This window comes from Photobacterium sp. R1, assembly GCF_054600795.1.
On the sequence record NZ_BAAHZP010000007.1, the window covers coordinates 1 to 14,681 of the forward strand.

The 14,681-nt window shown below is 48.1% G+C and carries 8 protein-coding genes; 1 reads left to right on the forward strand and 7 read right to left on the reverse strand.

The features are described 5' to 3' along the window. Window positions 1-135: 135 nt before the first annotated feature. From pyrD to pepN, 4 genes are all read right to left on the reverse strand, one after another. On the reverse strand, window positions 136-1,155 hold the full coding sequence (gene pyrD, locus ACYP03_RS12835; protein WP_459780217.1) for a quinone-dependent dihydroorotate dehydrogenase: 1,020 nt from the start codon (window positions 1,153-1,155) through the stop codon (window positions 136-138). Between the two features lie 45 nt (window positions 1,156-1,200). After that, a complete protein-coding gene (locus tag ACYP03_RS12840) occupies window positions 1,201-6,030 on the reverse strand; it encodes an NAD-glutamate dehydrogenase (RefSeq protein ID WP_459780219.1) in 4,830 nt (1,609 codons plus the stop codon). Window positions 6,031-6,449: 419 nt separating this feature from the next. After that, window positions 6,450-6,671 (reverse strand): DUF2835 domain-containing protein, encoded by a 222-nt coding sequence (locus ACYP03_RS12845; protein ID WP_248140281.1) that lies wholly within the window; start codon window positions 6,669-6,671, stop codon window positions 6,450-6,452. Window positions 6,672-6,744: 73 nt separating this feature from the next. Beyond that, window positions 6,745-9,369, reverse strand: coding sequence for an aminopeptidase N (gene pepN / locus ACYP03_RS12850; RefSeq protein WP_459780222.1), 2,625 nt, complete (start codon window positions 9,367-9,369; stop codon window positions 6,745-6,747). A 460-nt stretch (window positions 9,370-9,829) separates the two neighbouring features. On the opposite strand from pepN, the gene pncB reads away from it, so the two are divergent. Continuing rightward, on the forward strand, window positions 9,830-11,026 hold the full coding sequence (gene pncB / locus ACYP03_RS12855) for a nicotinate phosphoribosyltransferase (RefSeq protein WP_371929385.1): 1,197 nt from the start codon (window positions 9,830-9,832) through the stop codon (window positions 11,024-11,026). A 72-nt stretch (window positions 11,027-11,098) separates the two neighbouring features. Here the strand turns inward: pncB and ACYP03_RS12860 are convergent, their stop codons facing one another. The 3 genes from ACYP03_RS12860 to proQ form a co-directional block, all read right to left on the reverse strand. Continuing rightward, entirely contained in the window at window positions 11,099-11,764 is a 666-nt protein-coding gene (locus tag ACYP03_RS12860) for a lipocalin family protein (RefSeq protein WP_459780223.1), read from the reverse strand. 249 nt (window positions 11,765-12,013) lie between these two features. Further along, entirely contained in the window at window positions 12,014-14,017 is a 2,004-nt protein-coding gene (gene prc / locus ACYP03_RS12865; protein WP_248140273.1) for a carboxy terminal-processing peptidase, read from the reverse strand. Between the two features lie 17 nt (window positions 14,018-14,034). Continuing rightward, a complete protein-coding gene (gene proQ, locus ACYP03_RS12870) occupies window positions 14,035-14,673 on the reverse strand; it encodes an RNA chaperone ProQ (RefSeq protein WP_248140271.1) in 639 nt (212 codons plus the stop codon). Window positions 14,674-14,681: the final 8 nt, after the last annotated feature.

The window sequence follows — 14,681 nt, forward strand, 5'->3', positions numbered from 1 at the left end:
AGATTCAGCACCTTAATCAAAGTGGGTAACTCTCTTCTTTTCAAATCGAAGTGTCAGATCTGGTCTGAACTAGTACACATAAAATGTGAGCGTTCAGATTGGAAGCCGTTTACTGATAAGTGACAGTGTCACCCACTAACGCAGATCGCAGTTCATCACGATGTCTTTCACCAGTTGCGGACCATGGTAAATGAAGCCTGAGTATATCTGTACCAGACTCGCACCAGCCAGCAGCTTCTCACGCGCTGCAATCGCTGAATCAATACCACCGACACCAATGATCGGAATCTGCCCTTTCAGCTCGTGATTCAGCATTCGAATCACCTCTGTACTGCGATGCTGCAGTGGCCGGCCGCTCAAGCCCCCTGCTTCATCACAATGCGGCATCCCCTGAACCAAAGTGCGATCCAGGGTTGTATTGGTACCTATCACACCATCGATCTCATTTCGGATCAAAGAGTCGGCAATCTGGATCAATTCGTGATCCTCAAGATCCGGCGCGATCTTGAGTGTCAACGGTACATATTTGCCAAATTTCTCCGCCAGAGCTTTCTGCTTGTGTTTCAACTGAGTCAGAAGATCATCCAGTGCTTCACCATACTGCAGGTTACGCAGCCCAGGTGTGTTGGGAGAAGAGATATTGACAACAATATAACCCGCATGATCATAGACCTTATCCATACAAATCAGATAATCGTCTACCCCTTTTTCCAGTGGCGTGTCTTTGTTTTTACCAATGTTGATACCAATAATGCCGTCGAACTTGGCTTTCTTGACGTTTTCAACCAGTTGGTCAACCCCTTTATTATTGAAGCCAAAGCGGTTGATGATGCCTTCAGCCGGCTTTACCCGAAATAAACGCGGCTTATCGTTACCTGGCTGAGGTTTTGGAGTCACGGTCCCGACTTCAACGAAGCCAAAGCCCATTGCACCAAAAGCATCGATACATTCGCCGTTTTTATCAAGGCCGGCGGCCAGACCTACAGGGTTTTTAAAGCGAAGTCCCATGACTTCAACAGGACGTTCCGGGAGGTGTTGACGGTAAAAAATATCGAGAGGAGTACCGGTGATGCGAGAGAAGTTCTTAATAGCCAAATCATGCGCTTTTTCAGGGTCTAGCTGAAACATGGCCGAACGCGCGAGGCGGTAAAACATTATACCTCCTTAAAAAAAAGCCCCGTATAAACGGGGCCACATTATTCACTGATTTGGTTTGCAATTCAAATTTAATAGCACTAATTCACGCATTGCGACTGAGAATTTCGCGAATTCATGGGTCGTCCCCACTTTGAATTCGGTCAGAACGCTTTCCCAGCGCTGAATCGCAGGATGATGGTGATCAACCCACAGGTCAATCAATGCTTCCGGCGCTTCACTGCCCTGACCTGCACCAATCACCGCTGAAGTCAGCTGACGTTGCTGCCAGTCCAGATCTTCACGGAAAGAAGCACGAGCCAGTGCCTGCCAATGGTTTTCTACAGGCTGGTTATGTACCTGCTGCAGGAACCAGTGCAGAGACAGCTGAGCACCCAGAACAAAGTAAACGCGGGCAATGAAACCAACCTCTTTGTTCAGCTCTTTCGCAATCTGAGCAATATCCATTGCTGAATACAGGCTGCTCAGGCGTGCGATGTTGTGTGCCAGTTGAGCCGGAACACCCTCTTTGATCATGCTGTTCGCCTGATCATCATGTTCCTTCACTTCCTCTGCAACCAGGTATTTCTCCAGGTTGTCACGCAGGATGTTCAGCGTAGGCTGATAGAAAGCAATTTGCTCTTCAATGCCCATCTTACGGTCGCGGTTGCGCAGGAACCAACGAGTGATACGGCGCAGCATACGACGGCAGCGGTACATCATTTCGTACTGGATATGAGCCGGAACCTGATTATCCAGTTCACGAATCTGCTCGAAGAATTGCTCAAAACCAAACACAGCACGGCCAACAGAGTATGCAGAAGAGATTTCCGCTACAGTAGAGCCGGTTTCTTCCATCAGACGGGTTACGAAGTTGCAGCCCATTTCGTTCGACATCTGGTTTGCCAGAGAGGTTGCAATCAGCTCACCTTTCAGCGGGTGATTTTCCATCTGTGCACGATACTTCTCTTGCAGTGCTTTCGGGAAGTATGCTGGCAGCAAGCGGTTATGATAAGGGTCTTCAGTGATCTCTTCAGTCACCAGCTCTTCTTTCAGAACCATCTTACCGTACGCAACCAGTACCGCCAGTTCAGGACGCGTCAGGCCAATACCGTCTTTTTCACGCTCAGCAAGTGTTTCATCATCCGGCAGATATTCCAGCGCACGATCAAGTTTGCCTTCTTTCTCCAGGTGATGGATAAAGCGGATCTGCTCTTTCAGCAACTGTACATTCTGGTGCTGAGTCACAGAGATAGATTCACTCTGGGTGTACGCATCATCAAGGACGATCTCACCCACTTCATCTTCCATCTGCTCCAGCAGTTCATTACGTTGCTTGTAGGTCAGATCGCCGGCAGCAACCAGGCCATTCAGCAGGATCTTGATGTTTACTTCGTTATCTGAACAATCAACACCACCCACGTTATCAATGAAGTCGGTGTTTACGCGTCCGCCGTTCTTCGCATACTCAACACGGCCCAGCTGAGTCATACCCAGGTTACCGCCTTCACCAACAATCTTGGCGCGAAGTTCACTACCGTTCACACGCAGTGCATCGTTTGCACGGTCACCAACATCCGTGTGAGTTTCAGTTCCGGACTTCACATAAGTTCCGATACCGCCGTTCCACAGAAGATCCACGTCCATGGTCAGGATCAGTTTGATCACTTCATTCGGAGTCAGCGTCTGTTTGCGGGTACCCAGCAGTTTCTGGATCTGAGGACTCAGTTTGATTGACTTACTGCGACGGGAGAAAATACCGCCACCTTCAGAAATCAGACTGCTGTCGTAATCTTCCCAGCTTGAACGAGGCAGATTAAACAGGCGGTTACGCTCTTCCCAGCTCGATGCCGCATCCGGCGTCGGATCCAGGAATATGTGCATGTGGTTAAATGCTGCAACCAGTCGGGTGTGCTTCGACAGCAACATACCATTACCGAATACGTCACCAGCCATGTCACCCACACCGGCACATGTGAAATCTGTGGTCTGACAGTCAATACCCAGCTCACGGAAGTGACGTTTCACAGATTCCCAGCCGCCTTTCGCGGTGATACCCATGGCTTTGTGGTCATAACCGTTCGAACCGCCAGAAGCAAATGCATCCCCCAGCCAGAAGTTGTAATCTGCTGATACTGAGTTTGCCAGATCAGAGAACGTTGCCGTTCCTTTATCGGCAGCAACAACCAGATACGGGTCATCTTCATCATGACGAACCACGCTGGCAGGCGGAATAATCTCACCTTCATGAATGTTATCTGTCACATCCAGCAGCGCACGGATGAAGCGTTTGTAGCAACGCTGACCTTCAGCCAGAATTTCCTCACGAGTGGTCATTTGTGGCTGACGCTTACAGACAAAACCACCTTTCGCACCCACAGGGACGATCACGGTGTTCTTCACCTGTTGCGCTTTCACCAGACCCAGGATCTCAGTCCGGAAATCTTCCTGGCGATCAGACCAACGCAGACCACCACGGGCGACCTTACCACCACGCAGGTGAACACCTTCGATATCCGGTGCGTACACGAAAATTTCGAAGAATGGCACTGGTGCAGGAATTTCTGGGATCTCAGACGGACGCAGTTTCAGAGACAGCCATGGTTTTGGCAGACCACTATCATCGAGCTGATAGTAGTTCGTGCGTTGTGTCGCCTGAATCATTTCCATGTAACGGCGGATGATACGGTCGTCATCCAGGCTTTCAACTTCTTCAAGCTTGGCATGCATGTCTGCAATCAGCGCTTCTTCTGCTTTATTGCTGAAATTACGTGCAGGATCAAAGCGCAGTGCGAACAGCTCAACCAGATCACGGGCCAGATCCGTATGATTTGCCAGCGTATCTTCAATGTATTGCTGACTGAACGGGAAACCAACCTGACGCATGTAGCGTGCATAACTCCGGACAATCGTGATTTCACGGCCGGTCAGTCCTGCACACAGCAGCAGACGGTTAAATCCGTCACTTTCCAGTCCACCGTGCCAGATTGCAGCAAATGCGTCCTGGAAACGATCACGTGCATCACTCAGATCAATCTCGCGAGTGCCGGTAACCAGCATAGCGAAGTCCAGGATCCAGTAAACCGTACCGTTCGCTGTAACAACCTCATACGGTGATTCACCAATCACGCGCAGACCCAGGTTTTCCAGCATTGGCATCACATCAGACAGATGGATGGGCTCATCACGATGATAAAGTTTCAGCTTCACAAAACGTGAATCGGTCGCAACTTCCTGCGGACGATAGAACAGCATGCCCAGCTTGTTATCTTCACTCAGGCCTTCCAGCAATTCGATGTCTGCAACTGCAGAACCTGGCAGCATTTGCTCTTTGTATGAACGCGGGAATGCACGAGCATAATTCTTCGCCAGTGGCGTTCCCTTATTCTCACCAAAGTTGGAGATCAGTGAATCACTCAGACGATCTTCCCAGGAAACAGCTGCTTCAACCAGATTACGTTCGATCGCTTTTACATCTACATCAAAGTTATTGTTATCTACACGCACAATATAATGAGTTCTCGCTAGTGGGCCTTCAGAGAAAGAAGTGGTGAAATCCACGTTCTGGTCGGAGCCAAAGTACTCCTTGAAAATTTGCTGCGTTTTAATACGCAGTTCAGTGTTGTAACGCTCGCGGGTTACATACACCATGCAAGAGAAGAATCGGCCAAAAGGATCCCGGCGGACAAACAAACGCAGCAGATCACGATCCTGCATACGTACAACGCCGCTGGCCACTTCCTGCATTTCTTTTTCGCTGGCCTGGATCAGCTCATCCCGCGGATAAGTTTCCAGGATGTTGTTCATCGCTTTCCAAGAATGAGAGCCTTCGGAATAGCCGCTGCTCTTGAGAATACGAACGACTTTATTGCGGATCAATGGGATGTTCATCGCCGTCTGATGATAAGCGGTTGCAGCATACAAACCGGTAAAACGATGCTCGCCGATGACATTACCGTCTTTATCAAAGCGTTTAATACCAATGTAATCGGTATAAGCCGGACGGTGGATTTTTGATCTCGCATTACTCTTCGTCAGAATCAGCAGATTTGGTTTTCTTGCTTCAACCCGAGCTGATTCAGGTAATTCGGACAACATTAATGTGCGGGCTTTACCCGGCTTACTCAGCAGACCCAGACCTTGTTCATTACAAGGACGCAGTTCAAAGTCCCCTTCCACAGGAATCAAATCATACTGATGGTAACCCATGAAGGTGAAGTTGTGACGAGTGACCCACTCCAGGAATTCAATCGCTTCATCACAATGACTCTGTTCTACCGGCAGGCTGGCAGTTTTTAATTCTTCAGCAATTGCAATCATCTTGCTCTGCATTGCCTGCCAGTCATTCACAACCAGCTCAATGTCCTGCAAGACTTGCTCAAGTTCAACTTTCAGCGCTTCCATTTCTTCTTTGCTGGACAAACGATCCACTTCAATGTGGAACAGCGTCTGTAAGTCGCCATCTTCGCCACAGGCTTCGATGATCGTGCCTTGTTCATCGCGCTTGAAATAATAAGGACCATTAAACATCAGGTGACTGTTAATCCCCTGACGATTGAGTGTCATACGTACTGAGTCGACCAGGAACGGATGGTCAGGCGTCACAATTTCCACAACCGTGTGGGTTGACTGCCAGCCATAGCGGCTTAATGTCGGGTTATAAACACGAACAGAAGTCTGGTCCGGTTGGTTTTGCACGAGATGGTGCCAGAGGCTCAGAACAGCACCATACAAATCAGATTCATTCCGTTGAAGCAGATCGTCTTCTGCCAGTTGTCCTAACAATCGTTGAGCAAACACTTCGACTAATGACTGCTGAGGGGTTTCTATCTTGTCCTGGATTAAGCCATACACTTTTTCAAGTAGTACCGGCACTATTGGGTCAGGTGCGGTCATAGCAGATGCTCCATCGTTATTACTTTTATCAATCTAGTATAGGGTTTGATAACGACGCCCCGAGTTCAGCACTAAAAACTTCTCTCTGGCGAGGTATAGTTGATTCGGAAGCTATTGTAGGGCGTTTTGTTGCCAAATGGTTACGATAATTACTCTGTAATCAGAAGAAAAAATCGAATATGTGACTAAGGTAGATGTTTTAGCTCGGGGGGACACGGCCAAGGGATAATATGACGCACTCTGTTGCTGTTAACCCTTTAATCTGGTCTAACCATCTAGAAATCAATGGTTTTTCACAGCAAAAAAACTAAATAGCAAAACTGAATTCCCGTCAGAATATGCTTTATTCAAAACAGATAAAAAATCTACATTCGCATAATTATGTAGTGTTTTTGTTAATTTCTGACTAAAGCAAGGTTCTAAGCGATTTTCTCCAATTTTTCCAAGCGATTTTCCAGGCTGACACTCACTCTGAAACGCCCCCGAACCCCAAGCTGACTCAGAAACGGTCGCAGTCTGCTGGCTGGAAGCTGAAGACGAAGGCCTTCATCCGTATACACCAGCACAGCACTGGCAGCACCAGAGTAATGCTGAAGGAAGGTTTGGTAAGGAATGTTGACTGAAAAGGTGTATCTCTTCATGTAAACAGGCCATCAGACAGATAAAAAGAAAGCTCCCTTTTTGGGGGAGCTTTCTGATTAAAGCAAATCAGGCTTATTGTTCAAGAGCTTTTTCCACTTTCTCGAACAAATCTCTCGCCAGATTTTCCAGTTTCGCCAGTTGTTCCAGTTCGGCACGCATCAGCGCCTGACGAGCCTCGTCGTACAGACGATACTTCAGGAAAGGTTCAATCAGTCGGGAAGCCACCTGAGGATTCGAACTGTTCAGTGCCGTCAGAATCTCAGTCAGGAAACGATAACCGCTGCCGTCTTTCGCATGGAAACGAACCGGGTTATTCGCACAGAAGCTTGCAACCAGACTACGCGTCCGGTTCGGGTTCTTCAGGCTGAATGCCGGGTGCTTCATCGTTTCACGAACATTGGCCAGTGAATCAGCCGCTGGATTTTTACCCTGCAGAATAAACCACTTATCCATGACCAGACCATCATGACTCCATTTGCTGCTGAAATCGGCCATCTGAGCTTCACGGCAAGCCAGTTGCGCTTCATTCGCAGCACTCATCGCAGCAATTGTGTCCGTCATATTGTCGGCTTGAGCGTACTGAGCTGACACCAGTTTTTCACCCTGCTCGGTATAAGCCAGATAAGCCAGGCAGCGATTGCGCAGCGAACGTTTTGCTATCGCATCATGAGTAATGTTGTACCCGCTTTGTGACAGAGAGTGATAGATAGCAGACAACTCATCTTCCAGCGCTGAGGCAAGGATCTCTTCGATCTGAGCCAGCACTGTGTGGATCGCATCGACATCTACCCGCTCATACCAGCCGGCGACTTCATTTTCACTCGGCAGTGTCAGCATTTCAGCAATGAAAGCCGGATCCAGTTTTTCATCCAGCAGTGCACCACGGAATGCATCAACCACATTTTCCGGGAAGACTATGGCATTACCTGCCTGAACGGCCAGGACATTGCTGCGGATATACTTCGCAAGCAGCATCTGACCAGCATCCCAGCGGGCAAATTCGTTGCGGGCATGTGTCATGAGGAAGACCAGCTCTTCATCGCTGTAATCATATTCAAGCACAACCGGCGCAGAGAACTCACGCAGCATTGAGATGACTGGCTTTTCGCTGACCTGCTCGAACTCGAAGGTTTGCTCAGCCTGAGTAACGTTCAGGACATGGTGCACCTTCTCACCGTTACGCTGTAACTCAATCACATCACCTTTGCTATCGTAAAGCTCAATATCAAACGGAATGTGCAGCGGCAGCTTCTCTTTCTGACCCGGCGTCGGTGCAGTCTGCTGCTTCACCGTGACAAGGTAACGTTTTCCATTAGCGTCATACTCTGTGCTGACGCTCAACACCGGTGTGCCTGACTGGCTGTACCACAGTCGGAACTGGCCAAGATCAACTCCGGAAGCATCTTCCATTGCCTGAACGAAATCATCACAGGTTGCAGCCGTGCCGTCGTGACGCTCGAAGTATAATTTCATTCCCGCCTGGAAGCCGTCTTCGCCCAGCAACGTATGCATCATCCGAATCACTTCACTGCCCTTCTCGTAAACGGTCAGGGTGTAGAAGTTATTCATCTCAATCACTTTTTCAGGACGGATTGGATGAGACATCGGGCCACGGTCTTCAGCAAACTGAGGACCACGCATGATACGAACATTATTGATTCGGTTCACCGGACGAGAACCCAGATCTGAAGAGAACTCCTGATCACGGAAGACCGTCAGACCTTCTTTCAGGCTCAGCTGGAACCAGTCGCGGCAGGTCACACGGTTCCCGGTCCAGTTATGGAAGTATTCGTGACCAATCACGGCCTCAATACCCAGGTAATCGGTATCTGTCGCTGTTGCCGGGTTCGCCAGAACGAATTTGGAGTTGAAGATATTCAGCCCCTTGTTTTCCATGGCGCCCATGTTGAAGAAATCAACGGCAACAATCATGTAGATATCCAGGTCATACTCAAGACCAAATCGCTCTTCATCCCATTTCATGGAATTGATCAACGACTGCATGGCATGCTCTGCGCGATCCAGATTGCCTTTATCGACAAAAATTTCCAGCGCGACGTCCCGGCCACTAACCGTTTGATAGCTGTCCCGAAGCACGTCGAAATCACCTGCAACCAACGCAAACAGGTAGCAAGGCTTCAGGAACGGATCCTGCCACTGAACCCAGTGGCGGCCATTGTCCAGATCACCATGACCAACTTTGTTTCCGTTGCTCAGCAGATAAGGGAAACTGGCTTTATCGGCGATGACTTTGGTTGTAAAACGCGCCAGTACATCCGGACGATCCTGGTAATACGTAATTCTGCGGAAACCCTCAGCTTCACACTGAGTACAGAAGCCGCCACCCGATTTGTACAAGCCTTCCAATGAGGTATTCGCTTCCGGATTAATCTCGGTCTCAATGGTCAGCTCAAATGCGGCGGGCAGTTCGCGAAGAATCAGACCACTTTCGGTCTGCTCAAAGTGCTGCCAGCTTTCGCCGTTAATTTCCAGCCGATGCAACACGAGCTCATCACCGTCCAGCTCCAGCGAAGTCACCCCTTCTGTTTGTTGCTTCACTTGACTGACAGCAATCACGCGGGTGGCAGTGTCGTGCAGGTCAAATGTCAGGTCGATATCCGTGATTGTGAAATCCGGCGCCTGATAATCTGCACGATATTTTGCAGTCGGTTGTGCGGCAGTTGGTTGATCAGCCATTTCTATTCTTCCTTAGTCATCCATATTGGCAGTCTCGCCGTCAGGGGGAAGCCTTCCAAAATCATGCAAGGCCATCAGCCCTGATGCGTTTCAGTCATTGAAACACCAGCAGCGAAACTGAAACATTACAAAAACCAGCTCATGATGATGATAGCTGGTCATTCAGCGGATAAAGACAAGTCTCATTGCATCCTTACTGCCTGTGATACAAAAAAGGCAGACAAGTTTGCTTAAAAATGCGTCAACTATACTTAATAGTAATAGCTAAGCATGATCACATTTGGTCTTTTCTCTGAATTAAGACAAAATGTTAGCAGATAGCACTTGAGCTGAAAATCTTATCTTTTTACTTGTTACCCATCTCATGTCGCGTAACAATGGCAAGTCTGAAAAATTCCAACCTATACACACTGCCCAAATAGATTGATTTTAGCCGTTTTAACAGGAATTACTCTGCAATATGAACCACATTATGCAACCTTGGATCATTGATTCACTGCTTGATACCGATGCCTACAAACTCCATATGCAGCAGGCAATCTTCCACCTTTATCCCGATGTAGACGCCGCCGCCGAGTTTCGTTGTCGCAGTGGCGAGGACCTCCGGCCATTCAAGGCTGAAATCAAAAGACAAATCGAACATATGGGTGAGCTGAAATTTACCCAGGAAGAAATTGAATACCTTGCTTCACTGCCATTCTTCAAACAGGACTATCTGGATTACCTGAAAGACTTTCGTCTGAATCCTTCGCAGGTTGAAGTTGGGGAAGACGATGAACAGCTCACAGTACGCATTCAGGGTAAATGGCTGGATCTGATTTTGTGGGAAGTTCCTTTGCTTGCCATCATCTGCGAGCTCCGCTGTCATCACCATTACCCTCAATTGTCAGTTACTGATGCCATTGAGCAGCTGAAACATAAACTGGCCCATTTTGATGAGCTTGGCCGTGATACAGATACCAGTCATTTTTCACTGGTTGACTTTGGTACCCGGCGCCGTTTTTCAAAAGATGTGCACTACGCAGTCGTGAATTACCTGAAACAGCATTTTCCTCACCTGAGCGGCACGTCAAACTACCATCTTGCCCGGACACTCAACCTGACACCCATTGGTACACAGGCCCATGAATGGTTCCAGGCACATCAGCAACTGGCGGGTGAACTTGCAGATTCACAACAGCTGGCCCTCAACCGCTGGTTACAGGAATACCCGGATAGCCTGGGGATTGCCCTCACCGACTGCATCAACATGGATGCTTTCCTGCGCGATTTTGACCTGCGTTTATCCCAGCGATTTACCGGACTTCGTCACGACAGTGGCGATCCGATCGCCTGGGGTGAAAAAGCCATAGCCCACTATGAAGCACTGGGGCTGGATCCGAAGAGCAAAACGCTGGTGTTCTCAGACAGCCTGACACTGGAACGTGCACTGACCATTTACCAGCATTTCTATGAGCGTATCAACGTCAGCTTTGGGATTGGCACCAGCATGACATGTGATTTACCGGGTGTGAAAACTTTAAACATTGTTTTGAAGCTGACTGAATGTGAAGGACGGCCGGTGGCCAAAATTTCAGATGAACCGGGTAAAAGTATTTGTCATGATGAAGCCTATCTTGATCAGCTGAGACAAGCATTTAAAATTGCCAACGATTAACTGCACTTAAATCGTTCCCAAAAAAGAGAGGCTATTTCAGCCTCTCTTTGCTTTCTGATAAATGAAGTTGACTTACTGACGTTGCATGACTGCTTCCATACCAAACTGTTTATTCGTCAGGGTGAGTGTGTTATCTCCCCCTAACTTGAAATGACTGTCGTGCTGACCATCTTCATAAATCAGGACGATCCGATCGTCCTCAAGATAATAGATACCTTTGTGCTCGATTTGCTTCCCGTCTTTACCAATCACCTGAGCCGAAAACAGAAAGTCAGGCCGTAACGATAACTTCAGTTCCGATACCCGTTTATCGACATCCTGGCCTTTAATCATGGACGAGCGCCAACGGCCCGGCAGATTTTCGGGGGCTAATTTTGTAAAACGGGCCCCATCCAGCAGGAACTGGTTATAACTGAGTACATATTCATGCTGCTGTGCAGGCTGGCCGGCTGAGTTCATTGTCAGTGTTGTTTCGTCAATATCGTACTTCCCTTCCCACTCATCAATACGTCCGTCTGTACGGAGCAGCCGCACCTTAAAATGGTATGCAGAATTGAACTTGATATTCATTGCACGATAATGAATCCCCTCACTTTCGACGCCTTCATCTGTGGTACTGAACCAGTACCAGTCTCCCAATAACAGCGGATAGTCAAACTCTGTCAGATCATCCGCAGCGACAGTGTAACTCCATGTAAACAGACTCAATATGAATGACAAAATGATGGAACGCAGCATGATAGTACCCCTGACAAATACCAGCCCCTACTATTCAAACTAGCCCTCGTTTTTGTTTCTCGCGCAAGAATATGACAAGCGTCACAAGTATTCCTCACCCTGTTTCAAATCTGAGACGACAGCATGCGGATGACAAGGCCTTAACAGGAAAGAAAGTGTTGATGGATGTCTCGTCTTTTCAGAAGACAAAAAAAAACGGCACAACTGATGTGTGCCGTTGATAGGATGTTGCGGCGGATCAGAGAAGCATTAACTCTGCTCAGCCTTGACTAAGTCAGCAGTAATGGCAACTGCTTCGTCCAGGTAAGCATCAGGTGCTTCATAATCCTTCGGTACATCTTTGAGTGCCAGGAATGGTTTTTTGCCCAGTGCTTTTTGACGGACATTCAAACGATCCAGACGTTCTCTTTCTTCTTTATCCTGCTCTGCTCGCCGTTTGCTCTCATTCAACGATAAAGTATTGTTGTCTTTTTCAGCTTTATACTTCGCAATATCGTCAAAGATAAAGCCAAACTCTCTGTCGCTTTTAATGCGTTGCATGTGCTTCGCACGCAAAGAAGGCAGTAATGGCGAGAAGTCATACATCTTCTGATAGCCCGCAGGCTTAATGCTATCCCAAGGTAAAGCATTGTCTTCTACGCTTTCACCTGTATCCGCAGGATCAACTGCAGTCGGGAAGCTGATATCCGGGACAACACCAAGATTCTGAGTACTACCGCCATTAATGCGATAGAACTTTTGAATCGTGTACTGAACATGACCCAGCGGCTTATCAAACAGATCGTAGATATGATTCAGAGAACGGTGTTGCTGAACGGTTCCTTTACCAAAGGACTGCTCACCAATAATGACGGCACGGCCATAATCCTGCATTGCTGCTGCAAAAATCTCAGATGCAGAAGCACTGTAACGGTTAATCAGAACCGTCAGCGGACTATCGAAATACACGCGATCGTCAGAATCGCCATTCACTTTGACCCGGCCGTAACTATCGCGAACCTGCACCACAGGACCACTGTCAATAAACAGTCCGGTCAATGCCGTGGCTTCAGTCAGTGCACCACCACCATTATTTCGCAGATCAATCACGATCCCGTCAACTTGCTGCTTGTTCAGCTTGGCCAGTTCTTTCTTGGTGTCTTCGGAAAGTCCCACGTAGAAACTTGGGATTTCAAGAATGCCGATCTTGCGTCCCTGATAAACTTCGACTGAAGATTTCGCTGCTCTGTCTTCAAGGCGAATTTTATCACGAACAATTGTGACACTGTAACTCTTGGCGTTACTGCCCTCAGGCAATATCTCCAGACGAACTTTACTGCCTTTCGGACCCTTGATCAGCTGCACAACGTCATCCAGGCGCCAGCCTACAACGTCGATCATCTCTTTCCCTTCCTGACCCACACCGATAATCCGGTCTCCGGCAGCAAGTTTTTTCGAGTTGGACGCCGGGCCACCAGCAACCAGTGAACGAATCACTGTATATTCGTCATCGACTTGCAGAACCGCACCAATCCCTTCAAGAGACAAGTTCATTTCAGACTGGAATTGCTCAGCGCTGCGAGGTGAAAGATAACTGGTATGCGGATCAACTTCACGCGCGAAAGCGTTCATGTAAAGCTGGAATACGTCTTCACTGTGGCTTTGAGTCAGACGCTTCAGTGCGTTGTTATAACGCTTACTCAAGGTCTCCTGGATGTCTTTCCAGTCTTTGCCCGCCAGTTTGAGATTCAGTTCATCCGATTTAACCCGCTCGCGCCAAATCTCATTCAGCTCAGCCCGGTCCTTTGGCCATGCCAGTTCAGAACGATCAATCACCATATCTTCGTTCACACTAAAAGACATAGGTTTATCCAATAGACTTAATGCATATTGATAACGATCAAAACGGCGTTTGAGGACAGTATTGAAGATATCGTAGGCTGCGGTGGTTTCCCCCCGCTTCAGTTGATCATCCAGCTGAAACTTCCATTGGTCAAACTGCTGAATATCAGACTTTGTCAGAAAGCTTTTGTTGTAGTCCAGCATTTCCAGATAACGATCGAAAATGTGGGCTGAGAATTGGTCATCAAGTGAGAATTGGCGATAGTGAGATCGAGTAAACCGTGAGGCTACTCGCTTACTGGCGGTCGCATGCTGTTTTTCAGGTGTTAAAACAGGCAATTCACTTTGAGTATGTGTGGCTTCCAGGGCCTGGGCTGATGCTGCCAGCACGATGCCGGCAGCGATCAGTGAGAAACGGAATCGACATTTCATACGTCGAGCATTCTCCTTTACGAACGAAGGTGCTCCGCTTTCACAACCATGGTCAGGCCATTAGTCAGACGGACACGCACATCGTCCTTATTAATTTCCACAATTGTTGCCGGCATGTTGCCATTGCCCATATTGACACTGACATCCTTACCAACTTTCACTTCATCAGAAGACAAAGCGCGAGTTGTTTCTACCGGCTTCTTATCTAGCTTAGACGTTTTTGGCTTCACGTTTCTAGCTTTAGGCGATTTTGCTCGAACTTTCTTTGGCTTAGCGTCACCTTCTGAGGCGGCTTTCGCTGCTGCCTGTTCTTTACGACGGGCACGAACTTTAGCTTTGCTTTCTTCAAGCGCTTTCTGTGCGTGCTCGACATGTTCCTGTTCTAACACACCACACTCATTGCCATCAAGGTCAATACGGCTAGCACCGGCTTTGACACCATGAAGATAACGCCAGGAAGAAGTGTACTGACGAAGCGCTGCTCGCAGCTGAGTTTTGCTGACTTTAGGATCGTCACTCAGTCGTTCAGCGAGGTCTTGGAAGATACCAATTTTTAATGGTTTAGCTTCACCTTCAACAGTAAAACACTTTGGAAATTGCTCAGCAATATAGGCAATCACTTCTTTACTGTTCGTTAACTTTTCAGAGTTTTCCATGGAATTTC

Bases quoted from the DNA above. Each gene is read 5' to 3' on its own strand.
- pyrD (WP_459780217.1), bottom strand. From the start codon at position 1,155: ATGTTTTACCGCCTCGCGCGTTCGGCCATGTTTCAGCTAGACCCTGAA.
- ACYP03_RS12840 (WP_459780219.1), bottom strand. From the start codon at position 6,030: ATGACCGCACCTGACCCAATAGTGCCGGTACTACTTGAAAAAGTGTAT.
- ACYP03_RS12845 (WP_248140281.1), bottom strand. From the start codon at position 6,671: ATGAAGAGATACACCTTTTCAGTCAACATTCCTTACCAAACCTTCCTT.
- pepN (WP_459780222.1), bottom strand. From the start codon at position 9,369: ATGGCTGATCAACCAACTGCCGCACAACCGACTGCAAAATATCGTGCA.
- pncB (WP_371929385.1), top strand. From the start codon at position 9,830: ATGAACCACATTATGCAACCTTGGATCATTGATTCACTGCTTGATACC.
- ACYP03_RS12860 (WP_459780223.1), bottom strand. From the start codon at position 11,764: ATGCTGCGTTCCATCATTTTGTCATTCATATTGAGTCTGTTTACATGG.
- prc (WP_248140273.1), bottom strand. From the start codon at position 14,017: ATGAAATGTCGATTCCGTTTCTCACTGATCGCTGCCGGCATCGTGCTG.
- proQ (WP_248140271.1), bottom strand. From the start codon at position 14,673: ATGGAAAACTCTGAAAAGTTAACGAACAGTAAAGAAGTGATTGCCTAT.